16 protein-coding genes and 1 pseudogene are annotated in these 18,504 nt (G+C 64.4%); 11 read left to right on the plus strand and 6 right to left on the minus strand.

Annotated elements, in window-relative coordinates:
- The first annotated feature begins 249 nt into the window (after positions 1-249).
- The 7 genes from WN73_RS05115 to WN73_RS05145 all read left to right on the plus strand — a co-directional run bounded on the left by WN73_RS05115 (position 250) and on the right by WN73_RS05145 (position 7,047).
- On the plus strand, positions 250-1,668 hold the full coding sequence (locus WN73_RS05115; protein ID WP_028175426.1) for a circularly permuted type 2 ATP-grasp protein: 1,419 nt from the start codon (positions 250-252) through the stop codon (positions 1,666-1,668).
- Between the two features lie 4 nt (positions 1,669-1,672).
- Positions 1,673-2,617, plus strand: coding sequence for an alpha-E domain-containing protein (locus tag WN73_RS05120; protein WP_011088359.1), 945 nt, complete (start codon positions 1,673-1,675; stop codon positions 2,615-2,617).
- A 128-nt stretch (positions 2,618-2,745) separates the two neighbouring features.
- A complete protein-coding gene (locus WN73_RS05125) occupies positions 2,746-3,588 on the plus strand; it encodes a transglutaminase family protein (protein ID WP_028175427.1) in 843 nt (280 codons plus the stop codon).
- Between the two features lie 148 nt (positions 3,589-3,736).
- Positions 3,737-4,936, plus strand: a complete 1,200-nt coding sequence (locus tag WN73_RS05130; protein WP_028175428.1) for a flavin-dependent monooxygenase — start codon at positions 3,737-3,739, stop codon at positions 4,934-4,936.
- 54 nt (positions 4,937-4,990) lie between these two features.
- Positions 4,991-5,398, plus strand: a complete 408-nt coding sequence (locus WN73_RS05135; protein ID WP_028175429.1) for a carboxymuconolactone decarboxylase family protein — start codon at positions 4,991-4,993, stop codon at positions 5,396-5,398.
- 106 nt (positions 5,399-5,504) lie between these two features.
- The gene (locus tag WN73_RS05140; RefSeq protein ID WP_011088363.1) at positions 5,505-6,263 is read left to right on the plus strand and encodes a proteasome-type protease; all 759 of its coding nucleotides are present in this window, start codon (positions 5,505-5,507) and stop codon (positions 6,261-6,263) included.
- Positions 6,264-6,288: 25 nt separating this feature from the next.
- Positions 6,289-7,047, plus strand: coding sequence for an SDR family oxidoreductase (locus WN73_RS05145; RefSeq protein ID WP_028175430.1), 759 nt, complete (start codon positions 6,289-6,291; stop codon positions 7,045-7,047).
- A 294-nt stretch (positions 7,048-7,341) separates the two neighbouring features.
- Here WN73_RS05145 and WN73_RS05150 read toward each other — a convergent pair whose 3' ends face one another.
- Complete coding sequence (locus WN73_RS05150; RefSeq protein WP_039185291.1) at positions 7,342-8,580, minus strand: MFS transporter; 1,239 nt, start codon at positions 8,578-8,580, stop codon at positions 7,342-7,344.
- A gap of 161 nt (positions 8,581-8,741) precedes the next feature.
- On the opposite strand from WN73_RS05150, the gene WN73_RS05155 reads away from it, so the two are divergent.
- Positions 8,742-9,992, plus strand: coding sequence for a NupC/NupG family nucleoside CNT transporter (locus WN73_RS05155; RefSeq protein WP_028175432.1), 1,251 nt, complete (start codon positions 8,742-8,744; stop codon positions 9,990-9,992).
- A gap of 149 nt (positions 9,993-10,141) precedes the next feature.
- Here WN73_RS05155 and WN73_RS05160 read toward each other — a convergent pair whose 3' ends face one another.
- Positions 10,142-10,669 (minus strand): cupin domain-containing protein, encoded by a 528-nt coding sequence (locus tag WN73_RS05160; protein WP_028175433.1) that lies wholly within the window; start codon positions 10,667-10,669, stop codon positions 10,142-10,144.
- 217 nt (positions 10,670-10,886) lie between these two features.
- On the opposite strand from WN73_RS05160, the gene WN73_RS05165 reads away from it, so the two are divergent.
- Positions 10,887-13,013: an O-linked N-acetylglucosamine transferase, SPINDLY family protein gene (locus WN73_RS05165; RefSeq protein WP_028175434.1), complete on the plus strand. Its 2,127-nt coding sequence runs from the start codon at positions 10,887-10,889 to the stop codon at positions 13,011-13,013.
- A gap of 8 nt (positions 13,014-13,021) precedes the next feature.
- On the opposite strand, the gene WN73_RS05170 is transcribed toward WN73_RS05165, so the two are convergent.
- Positions 13,022-13,309: an usg protein gene (locus WN73_RS05170; RefSeq protein ID WP_011088370.1), complete on the minus strand. Its 288-nt coding sequence runs from the start codon at positions 13,307-13,309 to the stop codon at positions 13,022-13,024.
- Between the two features lie 379 nt (positions 13,310-13,688).
- Here WN73_RS05170 and WN73_RS05175 point away from each other — a divergent pair, with 379 nt between their 5' ends.
- Both WN73_RS05175 and groL read left to right on the plus strand, forming a co-directional pair.
- Positions 13,689-14,003 carry a co-chaperone GroES gene (locus WN73_RS05175; RefSeq protein ID WP_011088371.1) on the plus strand — a complete coding sequence of 105 codons (315 nt, stop codon included), beginning with the start codon at positions 13,689-13,691 and terminating at the stop codon, positions 14,001-14,003.
- A gap of 42 nt (positions 14,004-14,045) precedes the next feature.
- A complete protein-coding gene (groL, locus tag WN73_RS05180; RefSeq protein WP_011088372.1) occupies positions 14,046-15,686 on the plus strand; it encodes a chaperonin GroEL in 1,641 nt (546 codons plus the stop codon).
- Positions 15,687-15,868: 182 nt separating this feature from the next.
- On the opposite strand, the pseudogene WN73_RS05185 reads toward groL, so the two are convergent.
- From WN73_RS05185 to WN73_RS05195, 3 genes and pseudogenes are all read right to left on the minus strand, one after another.
- Positions 15,869-16,154 (minus strand): annotated as a pseudogene (locus WN73_RS05185) (GIY-YIG nuclease family protein); the annotation flags it as partial.
- Positions 16,155-16,217: 63 nt separating this feature from the next.
- Positions 16,218-16,964 (minus strand): signal peptidase I, encoded by a 747-nt coding sequence (gene lepB, locus WN73_RS05190; protein WP_028175436.1) that lies wholly within the window; start codon positions 16,962-16,964, stop codon positions 16,218-16,220.
- 163 nt (positions 16,965-17,127) lie between these two features.
- On the minus strand, positions 17,128-18,279 hold the full coding sequence (locus tag WN73_RS05195) for a slipin family protein (protein ID WP_028175437.1): 1,152 nt from the start codon (positions 18,277-18,279) through the stop codon (positions 17,128-17,130).
- Positions 18,280-18,504: the final 225 nt, after the last annotated feature.

The raw sequence follows: 18,504 nt of genomic DNA on the forward strand, positions 1-18,504 counted from the left end.
CTTTGCCGAGGTAACGCGTTGAAGTCACGCGGTTTTGCTGCCGAAATAAGCAGTCCTCAGCCATTTTTTCAGGCAAGCCGCCGGCCATCCCCGGTAAATGCTGCCAGTCCATGCTTATCGCGCTGGCCCGCCCCTTGCTACCACCTGAAAGTCATGCACTCTTGCCGCATGGCCAGGACGTTGCGGTCTTCACCAAGGCCTGACGACCTGTCCAATGGCGCAACGCCTTGCGGGGACAAGTCGGGATCTATGGCAGTCGCGTTTGATGAAATGAACATTCCCGGCGGGGACCTTCGCCCCGCCTATCAGGAGCTGGCTCGCTGGCTCAAGGAGACGCCTCCCGAGGCGCTCGAATATCGCCGCCAGGAAGCTGAGCTCCTGTTCCGCCGGATCGGCATCACCTTCGCCGTCTACGGCGAATCCGAGTCGACCGAGCGCCTCATCCCCTTCGACGTGATCCCGCGGATCATGTCGGGCAAGGAATGGGCGCTGCTGGAGAAGGGCCTGAAGCAGCGCGTCCGCGCGCTCAACATGTTCCTGCGCGACATCTATCACGGCCGCGACATCCTCCGCGCCGAGGTCGTGCCCGACGATCTGATCTTCCAGAACCCGGTCTTCCGCCCCGAGATGAACGGCCAGCAGGTGCCGCACGACGTCTACGTGCACATCGCCGGCATCGACATCGTCCGGGTCGACGCCGAAGACTTCATCGTGCTGGAGGACAATGCGCGCACGCCCTCGGGCGTGTCCTACATGCTGGAAAACCGCGAGATCATGATGCGGCTGTTTCCGGATCTGTTCGCCCGCCACCGGGTGGCGCCGGTCGAGCGCTATCCGGACGAACTGCTCGCGGCCTTGCGTTCGGTCGCGCCGCAAGGCGCTTCGGGCGAGCCGACGGTCGCCCTGCTCACGCCGGGCGTCTACAACTCCGCCTATTACGAGCACTCGTTCCTTGCCGACAAGCTTGGCATCGAGCTGGTCGAGGGCCGCGACCTCATCATCAAGAACAACGAAGTGTTCATGCGGACGACCGAGGGGCTGAAACGGGTCGACGTGATTTATCGCCGCGTCGACGATGACTTCATCGACCCCCTCACCTTCCGCCCCGATTCCGTGCTCGGCGTGCCCGGGCTGATGTCGGCCTACGCGGCCGGCAACATCACCCTCGCCAATGCGGTCGGTACCGGCATCGCCGACGACAAGGCGATCTACTCCTACATGCCTGACATCGTGAAGTTCTATCTCGGCGAGGAGCCGATCCTGAAGAATGTGCCGACCTGGCGCTGCCGCGAGCCGAAGGACCTCGCCTATGTGCTGGACAATCTGAGCGAGCTCGTCGTCAAGGAAGTGCACGGCTCCGGCGGCTACGGCATGCTGATCGGCCCCGCCGCAACGAAAGCGACCATCGAAGCGTTCCGCGAGAAGCTCAAGCGCGAGCCGGAAGGCTTCATCGCGCAGCCGACGCTGGCGCTCTCGACCTGCCCGACTTGTACGGCCACCGGCCTTGCTCCGCGCCATGTCGACTTGCGGCCGTTCGTGCTGACCGGCAGCAAGAGCACTACGATCGTGCCGGGCGGACTCACACGCGTCGCGCTGAAGGAAGGCTCCCTGGTGGTGAATTCGAGCCAGGGCGGCGGCACCAAAGACACCTGGATTTTGGACGAGTAGTCAGATGCTGTCGCGTACCGCCGAAAACCTCTACTGGCTCGCCCGCTACGTCGAACGGGCCGAGTATCTCGCGCGCACCATCGATGCGACGCTGCGCGTCACCGCGCTTCCCGCTGCCTATATCGGCAAGACCAACGAATGGGACTCGGCGCTGCTGACCGCCGGCGTCGCCGCAAGCTTCTATCAGACCTATGAGGAAGCCAACGAGCACAACGTCGTCGAATACCTCTCGTTCTCGCCGAACAATCCGTCCTCGATCAGGAACTGCATCGAGGCGGCGCGGCTGAACTCGCGCTCGGTGCGCACCGCGCTCACCAGCGAGATGTGGGACACCATCAACTCGGCCTGGATCGAATTGCAGGAGGTCTGGAGCAAGGGCACCTCGACGCGCGAGGACCTCGCAAAATTCCTGCGCTTCGTACAGGAGACTTCGCTGCGCTTCGACGGTTCGGCCTACCGGACCATGCTGCGCAACGACGCCTACTGGTTCTCGCGGATGGGCGTGCATCTGGAACGCGCCGACAACACCGCGCGCATTCTCGACGTGAAGTACCACGTGCTGTTGCCCGAGGAAGAGCATGTCGGCGGCCCGCTCGACTTCTATCAGTGGAGCTCGATCCTGCGCTCGGTCTCGGCGCTGACCGCCTATCACTGGGTCTATCGCGAGACGCTGAAGCCCTGGTTGATTGCGGACCTGCTCATCCTCAACGACACGCTGCCGCGTTCGCTGGCCAGCTGCTACGGCAATCTCGTGCGCAATCTCGACCAGATCGGCGTCGCCTATGGCCGCCAGGGCCCCGCCCAGCGCCACGCCCGCGGCATCCGCAACCGGCTCGAACACAGCAATATGAACGACATTTTCCAGCATGGCGTGCATGAATTCATTCAGGAATTCATCGCGGACAATTCCAGGCTGGGCGAAATCATCACGAAGCAGTATTTGATCTGATACACGCCGTCATTCCGGGATGGTCCGAAGGACCAGACCCGGAATCTCGAGATTCTCAGGTGCGCAATTGCGCACCATAGTTCGGTGCTGTGCACCGCCCCGGATTGACGCCAGAACAACGGTCCACCATGCGCCTGCGAATCCAGCACACCACGACCTATCGCTACGAGCCGCCGGCGACCAGCGTGATCCAGATCCTGCGCATGACGCCGTGCAGCCATGACGGGCAGTATGTGGCGGAATGGCAGATCGACGTCTCGACCGACACCAAGCTCGACACCCATGAGGACGCCTTCGGCAACGTCACCCATGTTCTGTCCTGCGGGCCCGTCGGCGATATCAAGATCACGGCCGAGGGCCTGATCGAAACCCACGACACCGGCGGCGTGCTGCGCGGCGCCGACGAGCGCTTTCCGGCCGGCATGTTCCTGCGCACCACCGACCTCACCTCCGTCAATCCGGCCATGGCCGCAGTCGCGCGCCAGTTGTGCAGCGAGGCCGAGAGCGACACGCTCGGGTTCCTGCACACGCTGATGAGCGAGATCGGCGACCACATGACGTTCGACGAGGATCCGACCAACAGCGGCACGTCGGCGGCGGAAGCCTTCACGCTCAAGCGCGGGGTCTGCCAGGACTACGCGCATATCTTCATCGCCTGCGCCCGCACCGGCGGGGTGCCGGCGCGCTTCGTCTCCGGCCACTTTTTGCGCTCGGACGGCACGGTGCACCAGGATGCCGGCCATGCCTGGGCGGAGGCCTATGTCCCCGATCTCGGCTGGGTCGGCTTCGATCCCGCCAACAGCATCTGCGCCACCGACGCCCATGTCCGCGTCGCGATCGGGCTCGACTATCTCGGCGCAGCCCCCGTGCGCGGCACCCGCTATGGCGGCGGCGCAGAGACGCTGTCGGTGGCCGTCAAGGTCGAGCAGGCCGGCCGCGGCGGGCAATCGCAGTCGCAGCGGCAGAGCTAAATCCGGCGAGATCGCGTCGCGAGACATCTGCGGCGTAATCAAGCCGCTACGTTACAGCTGTAATCCACGACTGCCGCGCTGAAACCGCCCCGTAGCACCATCTATTCAACGTCTGTCGCGATCCGTTTCCGCAACAGAGGTTGAACAGATGCAGCTTCACGAAAAAAACAAAAGCCATTCGGCGCCCCTGCGCGATCCCCACCAAGACATGCTGGTGGGCATCCGGGAGCTCGCTCCCGAGATCAAGGCACGTGCCGCCGAGATAGAAGCTGCACGCCGCATCCCGCCCGACCTGGTGGAGCGGCTGAGGTCGATCGGTCTCTTTCGGATGTTCGTGCCGCACAGCCATGGCGGGCTGGAGCTGGAGTTTCCGGCGGGACTGGAGGTCATCAAGACATTGGCCCGTCTCGACGGCTCGATCGGCTGGATCGCGGCTGTCGCCGGGGTCAGCAGCCTCTTCGTCGCCGCGTCGCCCCCGGAATTGTACAAGCGCGTCTATCAGGACGGACCTGATACGGCGATCTGCGGCTCATCCCAGCCGGGTGGAACGGCAGAGCGCGTGGCCGACGGCTACCGCGTCAAGGGCCGCTGGCCGTTCGCCAGCGGTTGCATGCATGCGGACTGGATCGGTGGAATCTGCATTGTCACCGAAAATGGCAAACCGGTCCCCGGCCCGCAGGGCAAGCCACTGCTTCGCGCCGTTATGCTGCCGGCTCGCGACTGGGAGATCGAGGACACCTGGCACGTGGCGGGGCTCGAGGGCACCGGCAGCCATCACGTCACGCTGCGGAAGACACTGGTTCCCGAGGCCAATTTCTTCGATCTCGATGCTGCCCCGCGCCAGTCGGGTCCGCTCTATCGAGCATTGCGGCAATTGCTGCCATTGGTGCACGGCGCATTTGTGGTAGGCATGGCCGAGAGCACCGTCGATGAACTGCTCGCGCTGGCCAATACCGGGAGGCAGCAATTGTATGCGGCTGTCCCGATGCGGGAGTCCGAGATATTCCAGTACGAACTCGGCCGGATCTCCGCCGAGCTCGGGGCCGCGCAGGCGTTTCACGAGGTCCAGGCTGCCAGTCACTGGCGTCACGCGCTGGCCGGAACGTTGAATGACGAAGACCTTGTCGTCGAAGGGACCCGATCGGCGACCTGGCTCGCCACGACCTGCGTCGGCATCGCCGACGCCTGCTTTAGCCTGGCCGGAAGCAGTGCGGTCTACGACAGCTCGCCGCTGCAGCGGCGCCTGCGTGACCTTCACGTCGCAGCACAGCACGCCCACGCGCAGCAGCGGCAATATGTCGATGTCGGCAAGCTGGCCTTGCGCCGCTCGACTGAACTTGCCGGCTGACCACGTGGGGCGTGCTACACTCGCAGGGTCAGATCAGACCCTGCGAGGACCCCCATGGCGACCGTAAAGCTGCTTTCGGACGATGAGCTCTCCAGCGAGGCGCGCGCCGTTTTCGACGACATCCGCAAGGTGCGGCAGTCGGATTTCGTCAACAATTTTTGGCGCGCGCTGGCGCATGATCCGAAGACGCTGCGGCGGACCTGGGAGAGCATCAAGGAGGTGATGGCGCCGGGGGCGCTCGATCCCAAGGTCAAGGAAATGCTCTATGTCGCGGTTTCGGTGGCGCATGGCTGCAGCTATTGCATCCATTCGCACACCGCCGGCGCACGAGCCAAAGGCATGACCGAGGCCGAATATGGCGAGCTGCTCGCTATCGTCGGCATGGCTGCGGAGACGAACCGGCTGGTCACGGCGCTCGGCGTTCCCGTCGACGAGGCGTTTCTCGTCGGCGCCGCCGACTGAGGTCAGCCGTCGCGCCCGGGAATGACGACCTCATCCCGGGAATTGGGGTTGGAGCGGCCCCCGAAATTGGCTAGTAATTCCGCGCAAACGCGTTCGGGGACTGGAAATGACCTATTGTTGCGGAATCCTGGTTCGGGACGGTTTGGTGATGATCGCCGATACCCGCACCAATGCCGGCCTCGACAACGTCTCGACCTTCCGCAAGCTGCACATCTTCTCCAAGCCCGGCGACCGCATCATGGCGATCGCCAGCGCCGGCAACCTCGCCATCAGCCAGTCGGTGCTGTCCACGCTGACCGAAGGCCTCGAGGACCCCAATACGGGCGAGATCGAGACGCTGATGAACGCGCCGACCATGTTCCAGGCCGCCCAGCGCATCGGCCGGGCGATCCGGGCGGTGCATGCGACCGAAGGGCCCGCGCTGAAATCCGAGGACGTCTCGTTCGACGTCTCCTTCCTGTTCGGCGGCCAGATCAAGGGCGCGCGCATGCGGCTGTTCATGGTCTACACCGCCGGCAACTTCATCGAGTGCACCACCGACACGCCCTACTTGCAGATCGGCGAGCACAAATACGGCAAGCCGGTGCTCGACCGTGCCATGCATTACGACGTCGAGCTCTACGAGGCGCTGAAGACCGGCCTGATCTCGATGGACTCGACCATGCGCTCCAACCTCGGCGTCGGCCTGCCGATCGACGTGCTGGTGGTGCGCGCCGACGCCTGCGATGCCGATCTCAACCACCGCATCGAGGCGGGCGAGCCCTATTTCCACGATCTGCGCTCGCGCTGGTCGGCAGCCTTGCGCGCCGCGCACCAGAACATTCCGCGCCCGCCCTACAAGAACGAAAAAGAACCCAAAACCTGACAGCTTAGAGAAAAGGCAGGAAACGATGAGTGAAGCAAAAAAGATCGCAGTGGTGACGGGCGCCGGCACCGGTGTCGGCCGCGCGGCCGCGCTGGCGCTGATGAACACCGGCTTCACCGTGGTGCTCGTGGGGCGCCGCATGGAGATGCTCGAGGAAACGGCGAAGCTCGGTCCCGCGGGAAAAAGCCTCTGCGTCACCGCCGACATGACCAAGCCGGACCAGATCGCCGCGCTGTTTGACAAGGTGAAGGCGACCTATGGCCGCCTCGACGTGCTCTTCAACAATGCCGGCATGGGCGCGCCAGCGGTGAACTTCGAGGATCTCAGCCTCGAGCAGTGGCAGGCGGTGGTGAACACCAACCTCACCGGCCCGTTCCTGTGCACCCAGCACGCCTTCCGCATCATGAAGGACCAGAGCCCGCGCGGCGGCCGCATCATCAACAACGGCTCGATCTCGGCGCATGCGCCGCGGCCGTTCTCGGCGGCCTACACCTCGACCAAGCACGCCATCACGGGCCTCACCAAGGCGAGCAATCTCGACGGGCGCATGTACGACATCGCAGTCGGCCAGGTCGACATCGGCAATGCGGCGACCCCGATGACCGATCGCATGGTCAACGGCCCCGGCGTGCTCCAGCCCGACGGCACCACCAAGCACGAGCCGCGCATGGACGCGAAAGCGGTCGGCGATGCCGTCGCCTACATGGCCGGCCTGCCGCTGGACGCCAACGTGCTGACCATGACGGTCATGGCGACCAAGATGCCGTTCGTTGGACGGGGCTGAACTAAAAAACGCGAAAACAACCCCATGCACAGTAGGCGTCAAGAGGCGCCTACTGCCGCTCGGCCGCCGGGGTGACGCGACACAAGTCCACGAGCTATCTCAACAATCGTCATTGCGCGCGCAGCGGCTCTCTCTTCCCCCTCTCCCCGTTCTTACGGGGAGAGGGTTGGGGTGAGGGGCTGCTTCCGCAATCACGGTGAGAGTTGGACTCGCGGAGAGTCCCCCTCACCCGGAATCCGCGCTACGCGCGAATTCCGGCCTCTCCCCGCAAGCGGGGAGAGGCGAAGAAGGGCCCTACTCCAGGCTCTCCACCCGCCGCAGGGTCGGAAACAGCTTCATCCAGAGCAGCGCCACCGCAATGGTGCAGACGCCGCCGAACACTGCCGCCGGCATGGCGCCGAGCAGCGCGGCTGCCACTCCACTCTCGAACTGACCGAGCTGGTTGGAGGCGTTGATGAAGAGGAAATTCACCGCGCCGACGCGGCCGCGCATCTCGTCGGGCGTTGAGAGCTGCACCAGCGAGAAGCGGATTACGACGCTGATCGTGTCGGCGGCGCCGAGGATCGCGAGCGACAGCACCGACAGCCACATCCATGACGACAGCGCGAACACGATGGTCGCGATGCCGAACACGATCACGGCCTGGAACATGCGCAGGCCCACATGCCGCGAGATGGCGTGGCGCGCCAGCACCATGGTCATCAGCAGTGCGCCGACTGCCGGCGCGGCGCGCAACACGCCGAGCCCGACCGGGCCGGTCTGGAGGATGTCGCGGGCATAGATCGGCAACAGCGCGGTGACGCCGCCGAACAGCACCGCGAACAGGTCGAGCGAGATGGTGCCGAGGATCGCCGGATTGCTCCGGATGAAGCGAACACCGGCGAAGATGTTGTCGGCGTCCGTGCCCTCCTTGGCGACCGCCTGCGGGCGCGGCCGGATGAAACCGGTCAGGATCATCCCGAGAATCCAGAACAGCAGCATCACGGCATAGGCAAGATGCGGCGCGACCGCGTAGGCAAAACCGCCGAGCGCGGGACCCGTGATGGTCGCGACCTGCCCCGCACCGCTCGCGACGGCCGTTGCCCGCTGGAGCGAGCCCTGCGGCGCGATCAGCGGCAGCAGCGCCGCGGTGGTCGGGCTTTCGAAGGCGCCGGCAATGCCGAGCACGAAGGTCGCGATGAAGATCTGCACTTCGCTGACTGCGCCGAGATAGGTGATGATTGCGAGATAGAGCGCGGTCGCGGCCTCCACGAGCTGGCAGAGCTGAACCACGCGCTTGCGCTCGAAGCGGTCGGCGGCGTGGCCGGCGACGAACACGAGCAGCGCGGTGGGCAGGAACTGCACGAGGCCGACCATGCCGAGGTCGAAGGCCGAGCCGGTGAGGTCGTAGATCTGCCAGCCGATCGCGACCGCCGCGATCTGGCTGGAAAAGCGCGACAGGCTGCGCGAGAGCAGGAAGAACAGGAAGGCGCGGTGGGAGAGGAGCACGCCGGCGCTGACCGGCGGATTTTCGGATATTGGCTGCTCTGGCATCGCCTTTTGGGTCACCCTCCGACCGCTCGCCCCCTTGACGTCGACATGCCCCCGCGTGACTGAGGCGGGCCGGCTTGTCAACAGCCGGGCGTTTCCCGCATGTCCCGGCATTGCGTTTGCAACGCACGCGCGGCCATAATCACAGAGGGTTTGGGGACATCATGCTGCGGCTGCAATCGGCACTCGGCATTTTCGCATTGCTGCTGATCGCGTGGGCGTTGGCAGAGAATCGCCGCGCGGTCTCGCTGCGCCAGGCGGCGATCGGCCTTGTCATGACCTTCGTCACCGCGGCCGTGCTCCTGAAGCTGCCGGCCGTCGCCCATGCCTTCGGCGCCATCAACGACGCGGTCGGCGCGATCTCGGCGGCCTCGCGCGCCGGCTCCTCCTTCGTGTTCGGCTATGTCGGCGGCGGTCCCCTGCCCTTCGACCTGAAGGTACCGGGCGCCGACTTCATCCTGGCGTTCCAGGCGCTGCCGATCGTGCTCGTCATGAGCGTGCTGACGACGCTGCTGTTCTATTGGCGGGTTCTGCCGCCGATCGTGCGCGGCATGGCCTGGCTGCTCGAACGCACGCTCGGCGTCGGCGGCGCGGTGGGCTTGTCGACCGCGGCCAACATCTTCCTCGGCATGGTCGAGGCGCCGCTGTTCGTGCGGCCGTATCTGGCACAGATGACACGCAGCGAATTGTTCCTGGTGATGACCGGCGGCATGGCCGGCATCGCCGGCACGGTGCTGGTGCTCTATGCGACGCTCCTTGCTCCGCTCATCCCCGACGCCGCCGCGCATTTCGTCATCGCCTCGGTGCTGGGCGCGCCGGCCGCGATCCTTGTCAGCCTGATCATGGTGCCGGAGACGTCGGACAAGCGCACCGGCGGCGCGCTGGAGGATCCCGAGATGGCGGTCTCCGGCACGATGGATGCGATCGTGAAGGGCACCGGCGCGGGGATTGAGCTGCTGATCAATATCATTGCGATGCTGCTGGTGCTGGTGGCGCTGGTCTACCTCGTCAACGCCATCCTCGGCCTGCTGCCGCACATCGGCGGCGCGGCGATCTCGTTGCAGCGCATGCTGGGGCTTGTGATGGCGCCGGTGTGCTGGCTGATGGGATTGCCCTGGGATCAGGCGGTGACGGCCGGCAGCCTGATGGGCACGAAAACCGTGCTCAACGAACTGATCGCCTATGTCGACCTGTCGAAGCTCGCGCCGGAGGCACTGGACGCACGCTCGCGCCTGATCATGCTCTACGCGATGTGCGGCTTCGCCAACTTCGCCAGCCTCGGCATCATGATCGGCGGCTTGGGGGTGATGGCCCCGGAGCGCCGCGAGGAGATCAACGCGCTCGGGCTGAAGTCGATCGTGTCGGGGACGCTGACGACGTGCTTGATGGGAGCGGTGGTGGGGGTGTTGGCGTAAGTCTCTCCACCGTCATTCCGGGGCGCGACGAAGTCGCGAGCCCGGAATCCATTTTACCGCGCGTATTGCCGCCCGATGGATTCCGGGTTCGCCGCTATGCGGCGCCCCGGAATGACGAGCGGAGAGACCGGAGCCCAAGAGAGAGCGCCTCACGCCTTCAGCTCCACCGTCTTGAACTCCGCCGGCAAAATCACCTCCAGCAGTTCCACGTCGTCCGAGTAATCCAGGATCATGTGCTTGATCCTCGGCGGCTGGGTCCAGGCGCTGCCTTCCTTCATCAGCGTCTCGCCCTCGCCCTCCATGTAGGTCTTCACCCAGCCCTTGAGCACGTAGACCATCTGGAATTCGACGTCGTGGAAGTGAAGCTTCGAGACTTCTGCGGGATTGCAGGGGCCCTGCAGCCGGATCACGTGCGCTTGCGCGAGGCCGTGGCTTGCTTCGGCGATACCGAGGTCGCGGTACTTCGCGTAGGCGCGCAGGCCATCGGCCTTGAAGTCTTCCTCGCGGTGATGACTGATCGCGATGCGCTGCTTCGGACGTACGGGCTTCTTCGGAGAGGCTGTGCGCGCCTTCGCCTTGACCGCCTTGCGTGCCGAGGATCGCGCCGCGGCCTTGGTGCCGCTCCGCTTCTTCACCGCGGTCTTGCTTGCGGGTCTTGATGCCTTTTGCTTGGCCATTGTCTGCCTCCCTGATCTCAGCCGCGCCCGCCGGATGGGTGCAACCGGACGGCAGATTAGCCAGTCCTGGACGAGGCAGCAATTGCAGGGCTTGGATCAGCAGCGCGATAATGGGATCGTTCGTAGCTTGTCCGAAGCTGTCGTCGCGAACGGCCGTCGTCTCGTATTCGTTCCCTCGCCGATTTAATCTCGCTGGGAGATTCTGGGGGATTGATTCATGAGCAACAGCGTAGGTCAGCGTGCATTTCAAAATGCCCGGCTTCAGAAGCGGCAGAAAGCCGATGTGCTGCCGTTGCTCGGGCAGGCCCTCCAGTTGCACAAGCAAGGGCTTCTCGCCCAGGCCCAGGCTGCCTACCGCCAGGTTCTGCAGCTGGCGCCCGACCAATTCATCGCGCTGCATATGCTCGGCAGCTTGGAGTCAGATACCAAAAACTATCAGCAGGCCGAAATTCTGCTGAGCCGGGCGGTTGCCGTGGATCCGCGATCTGCCGATGCTCACATGAGCCGAGGCGTCGCGCTGAACGGGCTACGACGTCACGGTGAGGCCTGTGAGAGCTATCGAAGGGCCCTCGCCTTGCGCCCCAACTTCGCCGTAGCCCTGTCCAATCTCGGTAACGCGAGCGTGACCCTCGATCTTCAGGAAGCGCTCGCGTGCTTCGACAAGGCGCTCGCAATCGACGGAAACCTTGCCGAAGCCCACAACGGCCGGGGTTGGGTGCTCTGCCGTCTGCGCAATTATGACGAGGCCATCGCCAGCTTGAACCGTGCGCTAGCGATCAAGCCCGCCTATGCCTCGGCGCTGGCGAACCGCGCCCTCGCTTTGCAGGAGCTTCTGCGGATTGACGAAGCCATGGCGGATTGCAATCGGGCAATCGCCGTGGAGCCCAACGATATGAACGGGTGGCTCGGGCGCGCCAGTGTCTGGCTCCAGGTCCAGCACATGGCCGAAGCGCTGCACGATAGCGAGAAAGCGATCGCTGTCGATCCCGATGCTGTTCAAGCTCACCTGGTACGGGGCATTTGTCTTGCCGCACTTGGGCGGGTCGACGAAGCCCTGGCCAGTTACGACAGAGCCCTTGAAATCGAGCCTGACTTCCCGAGCGCGATCTCCAACAAGATTTTCACGCTCGATTTCGCGGCGGATGCCAGCGTCGAGCAGCATCAGCGAGCGCGGCAAGTCTGGTGGGAGCGGATCGGCGCGAAGTTCGCCTCAGAAGCGGCGAGACCGCACGACAACAGCCGCGATCCGGATCGCCCCCTGGTGCTCGGCTATGTCTCGTCGGATTTCAACGCGCATTCGGCCGCGTTCATATTCAAGCCGGTCCTGCAATACCGTGACCGGGCACAATTCGAGATCGTGTGCTACTCTTGTTCGTCGAAAGTGGATGCGGCGACCGACGAATTTCAAAAGATCGCCGATCGCTGGCGCGACGCCTCGCAATGGAGCGACGATCGCCTCGCCGCCGAGATCCGCGCCGATGGCGTCGATATCCTGATCGATCTATCCGGCCACACCAAAGGAAACCGCCTCGGCGTGTTTGCGCGCAAGCCGGCGCCGATCCAGGCCCATGGCTGGGGTCACGGCACCGGCACCGGGCTGCCGACGATCGATTATCTGTTCTCCGACCCGGTCGCGATTCCTGCCGCGGTCCGGCATCTGTTTGCGGAAACCGTTGTCGACCTGCCGTGCTTTGTGACGCTGGAGCCGCTGCCGATCGAGCTTGCGCGGGCCTCAACGCCGGCGATCTCGAACGGCTTCGTCACATTCGGTGTCTTCAACCGCATCAGCAAGATTTCGGACCAGGCCGCGCAGGCCTGGTCCCGGATTCTCGAGCGGGTGCCGGGGTCACGACTGCTGATCAAGGATGTTGCGCTGGACGATCAACTGGTCCGCGACAATCTGCTGGCGAGGCTTGCAACTTGCGGAGTGCCGGCCGAACGCGTCGATCTGCTCGGAACCACCTTGCGAGTCGATCATCTGGCATCGTTCAATCGCGTCGATATTGCCCTCGACCCGTTCCCGCAGAATGGCGGCGTCAGCACGTTGGAAGCCTTGCAGATGGGCGTGCCCGTGGTGGCGAAGCTCGGGAACAGTCTGCCCAGCCGTGCCGCCGGCTCCATCCTCACCGCGCTTGGCCTGCCGGACTGGGTTACGGACAGCGAGGAGGCATATGTCGACATCGCGGTGAGCCGCGCGACTGAGATCGACGACCTCGACAAATTGCGCCGCGAGTTGCCCGGACAGGTCAGGGCTGCGCCCGCCTGCAACCCGGTCGCCTACGCGCAAGCGGCGGACGAGGCCTATCGCGCGATGTGGAAGCGCTATTGCAGCAGCGACGCCTGATCGCTGCGTCAATGCAGCCTGAACACGCCGTCCACCGCACGTAGCTCGGCCGGCTTGATCAGCTTGGAATGCGCGACGGTGACCGAATAGAGGGGACCGTCGAGCTTTTGCTGCCAGAACGCCAGGAAATCGGTCAGCGCCGGGAATTTCGGGAAGAGATCGTAGTTCTGCCAGACATAGGTCTGAAGCAGCGAAGGATGATCCGGCATCCGATAGAGAATTTCAGCCGTCGTCAGCCCGTAACCCAGCACCTGTTTCCGGAAGTCGTCGGAAACAACCCCAACCCGCGAGACCATGCCAACCTCCTTTGCAGGAGCGCATTCAGGGGGTGGCTTGATCCGGTACGCTGCTTACGAGCCACCCGGTGGAGATGCGCTCACATGAGAGAAATGTGACGCAAACTGACAACCCATCTCAAGCCCAAAAGTTTAACAAGCTGTTGAAATTCAATGCGTTAGCAGCAGAGACGGCTCCGTGCTAATACGGTCCGGCGGACGGTTAACGATGGGAAAGAGATTCTGGCAGCCGGGCCTTCCGAGTGCTTATTTTTCTGCTAGAAGCCCTTGCCCCCGCAAAATTCCTGTCCTATTTCAGCCTCACCCGTGCTAGCACTCGCGGGCACAGACTGCTAACAATCTGAAATCATCAACCCGAGCAATTGCTTAGGAGGACTGCATGAAATTCCGTCCGCTTCACGACCGCGTCGTGGTCAAGCGCATCGACGCAGAAGAGAAGACCGCTGGCGGCATCATCATTCCCGACACTGCCAAGGAAAAGCCCTCCCAGGGCGAAGTCGTCGCCGTCGGCCCCGGTGGCCGCGACGAAGCCGGCAAGCTGATCCCGATCGACCTGAAGGTCGGCGACCGCGTGCTGTTCGGCAAGTGGTCCGGCACCGAGGTCAAGATCGACAGCGTCGATCTCTTGATCATGAAGGAAAGCGACATCATGGGCGTCCTCGACGTCCCCGCTTCCAAGAAGAAGGCGGCCTAAGAGCCCCCTCTCGCCCCCAGCCAACCTCAAGGAAAAATCCAGATGGCAGCTAAAGAAGTCAAATTCTCGGTTGATGCGCGCGACAAGATGCTGCGCGGCGTCGACATTCTCGCCAACGCGGTGAAGGTCACGCTCGGTCCGAAGGGCCGCAACGTCGTGCTCGACAAGTCGTTCGGCGCTCCCCGCATCACCAAGGACGGCGTCACCGTCGCCAAGGAGATCGAGCTCGAGGACAAGTTCGAGAACATGGGCGCGCAGATGGTGCGCGAAGTCGCCTCCAAGTCCGCTGATGCGGCCGGCGACGGCACCACCACCGCGACCGTGCTCGCCCAGGCGATCGTGCGCGAAGGCGCCAAGTCGGTTGCCGCCGGCATGAACCCGATGGACCTCAAGCGCGGTATCGACCTCGCGGTCGAAGCCGTCGTTGCGGACCTCGTCAAAAACTCCAAGAAGGTCACCTCGAACGACGAGATCGCCCAGGTCGGCACCATCTCGGCCAACGGCGACGCGGAGATCGGCAAGTTCCTGGCCGACGCCATGAAGAAGGTCGGCAACGAGGGTGTCATCACCGTCGAGGAAGCCAAGTCGCTCGAGACCGAGCTCGACGTCGTCGAGGGTATGCAGTTCGACCGCGGCTACATCTCGCCCTACTTCGTCACCAACGCCGACAAGATGCGCGTTGAGATGGACGACGCCTACATCCTCATCAACGAGAAGAAGCTCTCCTCGCTGAACGAGCTGCTGCCGCTGCTCGAGGCCGTGGTGCAGACCGGCAAGCCGCTGGTCATCGTCGCCGAGGACGTCGAGGGTGAAGCCCTCGCGACCCTGGTCGTGAACCGTCTGCGCGGTGGTCTGAAGGTCGCGGCCGTCAAGGCTCCGGGCTTCGGCGATCGCCGCAAGGCCATGCTGCAGGACATCGCGATCCTGACCGGCGGCCAGGCGATCTCGGAAGATCTCGGCATCAAGCTCGAGAACGTCACGCTCAACATGCTCGGTCGCGCCAAGAAGGTGATGATCGACAAGGAGAACACCACGATCGTCAACGGCGCCGGCAAGAAGGCCGACATCGAGGCGCGCGTGTCCCAGATCAAGGCGCAGATCGAGGAAACCACCTCGGATTACGACCGTGAGAAGCTCCAGGAGCGTCTCGCCAAGCTCGCTGGCGGCGTCGCGGTGATCCGCGTCGGCGGCGCGACCGAGGTCGAGGTGAAGGAGCGCAAGGATCGCGTTGATGACGCGATGCACGCGACCCGCGCGGCTGTGGAAGAAGGCATCGTCCCGGGCGGCGGCGTCGCTCTGCTCCGTGCTTCCGAGCAGCTCAAGGGCTTGCGCACCAAGAACGACGACCAGAAGACCGGCGTCGAGATCGTGCGCAAGGCGCTGTCGGCTCCCGCTCGCCAGATCGCGATCAACGCCGGTGAAGACGGCTCGGTGATCGTCGGCAAGATCCTGGAGAACAAGACGTACGCTTACGGCTTCGACTCCCAGACCGGCGAGTACGTCAACCTGGTCACCAAGGGCATCATCGACCCGACCAAGGTGGTCCGCACCGCGATCCAGAACGCAGCCTCGGTTGCGGCCCTGCTGATCACCACGGAAGCGATGGTCGCCGAGCTGCCCAAGAAGGGCGGCGCCGGCCCCGCGATGCCTCCGGGCGGCGGCATGGGCGGCATGGACTTCTAAGCGACGAAGTCGTCCCTGACGCGGTGCAGCGCAAAGCGGTGCACCACAGATCCGGGATCTCGCTCTACAAATACGAAGCCCCGGCAGCGATGCCGGGGTTTTTGTTTGTGGCGCAACTCTCCCCACCTCGTCATTCCGGGGCGCGCGAAGCGCGAGCCCGGAATCCATAACCACGAACCTGAGTTGGCTATCCCAGGATAGAGATCATCCCAATTCGGGTTCTGCTCCTCGATCAAGCGCGTCTTCCAATCCCGACGCCCACTTCTTGAGCTCCTTCTCGCGTGCGATGGCGCTCGCGGGGTCGTCGTAGATCTCGAACAAAACGAGCTTGTCGATGCCATACTTCGTCGTGACGCCGGGGACGGCTTTGCTCCTTGTGCTCGTAGACACGGCGCACGAGATCATTGGTCACGCCAATGTAGAGCGTGCCGTGCTCCTGCTCGCGAGGATGTAGACGTAGTAGGCCATTCCATCCGCCTGGGGTTATGGATTCCGGGCTCGGCGCTTTGCGCCGCCCCGGAATGACCAAAGCTACCACACCTTCCCCATCCGCTCGCCTCGCAAGCGGCCGTCGGCGTCGAGCGACCAGAATATCCGCGTCACCTTGCCGACGAGATGGTCCATCGGGACGAAGCCCATCGCCGATATCATGCGGCTGTCGGTGGAGTTGTCTCTGTTATCGCCGAGCGCGAAGAAATGGCCCGGCGGCACCGTGTAGACGCTGGTGTTGTCGAGGTAGCCATTGTCGACGCAATCGTAGGTCACATAGCTCGCGCCGTTCGGCAGCGTCTCGCGCCAGCGCTTGATCTTCGTGCCGTCGTCGGTCCCGCAGACGGCCCCGCCCGCCACGCTCGCCAGCGCGACGCGGGTCACCGGCCTGTCGTTGAGGACGAGTTGCCCACCGCGCATCTGGACCCGGTCGCCCGGCAGCGCCACCACACGCTTGACGTAGTCCACCGAGGCGTCCTTCGCCGTGCGAAACACGACGACGTCGCCGTAGCCGGGATCGGCGGCAAAGAAACGGCCCGAGATCCAGGATGGCGCATAGGGAAACGAATACCGGTCGTAGCCGTAGGCCGATTTTGCGGCGAAGACGTAGTCGCCGACCATCAGCGTCGGCGCCATCGAATTGGAGGGGATGTTGAACGGCTGGTACAGGAAGAAGCGAAACAGGAACGGCGGCGACCACAGCACCGGGACCAGCAGGATCAGGATGACGATCGCCTTCCATTCCCGCGATTGCGCCGAGGGGCGGATCGTTTGCTCAAGAGTGGTCATGGGCCTGCCCTGATCAAGACCGTGATCGTCATCGTGAGATTACGCAACCCTTGCGGGCGCGCAATCCCCTCGCAGGATTTTGGTCGCACGGGCCCGCTTGCGCGTTCACCGCGACAGAGGACAACGCAGATGTGAAGGGCCGCCCATGGGCGGCCCTTCTGCTTCACGCGTTCTCGGGCGCCTTCAGGCGCACGAGCCGGGTCAGCAGGGCATCGAGGCCCTCGCCGTTGCCGGCATGGAGGTCGATGCGGCCGACCTTCTCGACCAGCCGCTCCAGCGACTCCAGCTCCTTGAGCCGCAGCAGCAGGGGGTTGTCCTCCATCAGGCGGGCGGTGTTCAGGAGCGAACGCGTTGCCGCGGTCTCCTCCTGCCGGCGGATCAGGTTCGCCTTCGCGACCCGCTCCGCCTCCACCACCTTGTTCACCAGCTCCCGGATCTCGCCGGGCAGGATCACGTCCTTGACGCCGAGCTCGGTCACCTCGACGCCAGACTCCGCGATGCGTGCACGCACATAGTCGCGCAGCTCCGCATCCAGCGCCGCCTTCGCAGACAGCACCTCGTCCAGCGTCCGGCCCGCGACCGCCTCGCGGATCGCGAACTGCACCAGGCGGTACAGCCACGCATCCACGTCGGGAACGGTCGCAACCGTCCGCTCGGGATCGACGATCCGGCGGAACGCCGTCAGCGTCACCCGCAGCGCGATGCGATCCTTGGTCAGCATCTCCTGCGCGGTGATCTCGACCGCATGGGGCCGCAGGTCGAGGCGCTTCACCTCGATCTTGCGGCCGACGGTCCAGAAGGCGTGCCGGCCGGGCGCAAGCCGCTCCACGAGCCGGCCCTCGACGTAGAGCAGGCCCGCCTCGTGGTTCTCGACCACCGCTTCCATCACGACGGTCGAGCGGTTGCGCTCGATCATGGTCAGGTGCCGCGCGCTGACCTTGGGATCGGCGGACACATCGATGCGCTCGACATCGATGCGGGTCGCGACCTTCCAGTAGACGCGCACCTGCCAGGGCGTCATCAGATGCACGGGCCGGCCGTCGAGGCTGACGATGGCGATCTCGTCCGCCTTGGTCTCGACCGCCTCGAACAGCTCGGCGGCGAGATCAGGCCGCGCGGCCTTCAGCACCGCGTAGCGATCCGCAGAGAATTCGCTGCGAACCACGTCGAGCACCTCGGCCTTCAGCTCGTGCAGGGGATCGAACAGCCGGTGCTTGCCGGGCGCGAGCACGCGCACGAGCTGCCCGTTGCGCGTCAGCAACGCACGCTCGCCATCCTTCACCGTCACGTTCAGCATCAGCAAGTGCCAAGTCATGGCACGCCTCCTTCATTTGCGCCCGGCCGGATGCCGGACAACAGGCTTCGTCTGCAAAGGACGTGAGGACGCGGACGACGCTTCCCGGGAAATCGGCGGGCCTGGGCTTGAGCTTGCGTGACGACGGGCGCACGCGCGCGATCGCTCGACGCGTGTCGAGCGGTCATGCGGAGCCACCCGGCATAGGCGCAAGCGGTATCTACCCGCGGCGCAAAGCCGGTCTCA

Origin of the sequence: Bradyrhizobium sp. CCBAU 45394 (assembly GCF_028128655.1) — a bacterium.
Lineage (GTDB): Bacteria > Pseudomonadota > Alphaproteobacteria > Rhizobiales > Xanthobacteraceae > Bradyrhizobium > Bradyrhizobium diazoefficiens.

Bases quoted from the DNA above. Each gene is read 5' to 3' on its own strand.
- WN73_RS05115 (WP_028175426.1), top strand. From the start codon at position 250: ATGGCAGTCGCGTTTGATGAAATGAACATTCCCGGCGGGGACCTTCGC.
- WN73_RS05120 (WP_011088359.1), top strand. From the start codon at position 1,673: ATGCTGTCGCGTACCGCCGAAAACCTCTACTGGCTCGCCCGCTACGTC.
- WN73_RS05125 (WP_028175427.1), top strand. From the start codon at position 2,746: ATGCGCCTGCGAATCCAGCACACCACGACCTATCGCTACGAGCCGCCG.
- WN73_RS05130 (WP_028175428.1), top strand. From the start codon at position 3,737: ATGCAGCTTCACGAAAAAAACAAAAGCCATTCGGCGCCCCTGCGCGAT.
- WN73_RS05135 (WP_028175429.1), top strand. From the start codon at position 4,991: ATGGCGACCGTAAAGCTGCTTTCGGACGATGAGCTCTCCAGCGAGGCG.
- WN73_RS05140 (WP_011088363.1), top strand. From the start codon at position 5,505: ATGACCTATTGTTGCGGAATCCTGGTTCGGGACGGTTTGGTGATGATC.
- WN73_RS05145 (WP_028175430.1), top strand. From the start codon at position 6,289: ATGAGTGAAGCAAAAAAGATCGCAGTGGTGACGGGCGCCGGCACCGGT.
- WN73_RS05150 (WP_039185291.1), bottom strand. From the start codon at position 8,580: ATGCCAGAGCAGCCAATATCCGAAAATCCGCCGGTCAGCGCCGGCGTG.
- WN73_RS05155 (WP_028175432.1), top strand. From the start codon at position 8,742: ATGCTGCGGCTGCAATCGGCACTCGGCATTTTCGCATTGCTGCTGATC.
- WN73_RS05160 (WP_028175433.1), bottom strand. From the start codon at position 10,669: ATGGCCAAGCAAAAGGCATCAAGACCCGCAAGCAAGACCGCGGTGAAG.
- WN73_RS05165 (WP_028175434.1), top strand. From the start codon at position 10,887: ATGAGCAACAGCGTAGGTCAGCGTGCATTTCAAAATGCCCGGCTTCAG.
- WN73_RS05170 (WP_011088370.1), bottom strand. From the start codon at position 13,309: ATGGTCTCGCGGGTTGGGGTTGTTTCCGACGACTTCCGGAAACAGGTG.
- WN73_RS05175 (WP_011088371.1), top strand. From the start codon at position 13,689: ATGAAATTCCGTCCGCTTCACGACCGCGTCGTGGTCAAGCGCATCGAC.
- groL (WP_011088372.1), top strand. From the start codon at position 14,046: ATGGCAGCTAAAGAAGTCAAATTCTCGGTTGATGCGCGCGACAAGATG.
- lepB (WP_028175436.1), bottom strand. From the start codon at position 16,964: ATGACCACTCTTGAGCAAACGATCCGCCCCTCGGCGCAATCGCGGGAA.
- WN73_RS05195 (WP_028175437.1), bottom strand. From the start codon at position 18,279: ATGACTTGGCACTTGCTGATGCTGAACGTGACGGTGAAGGATGGCGAG.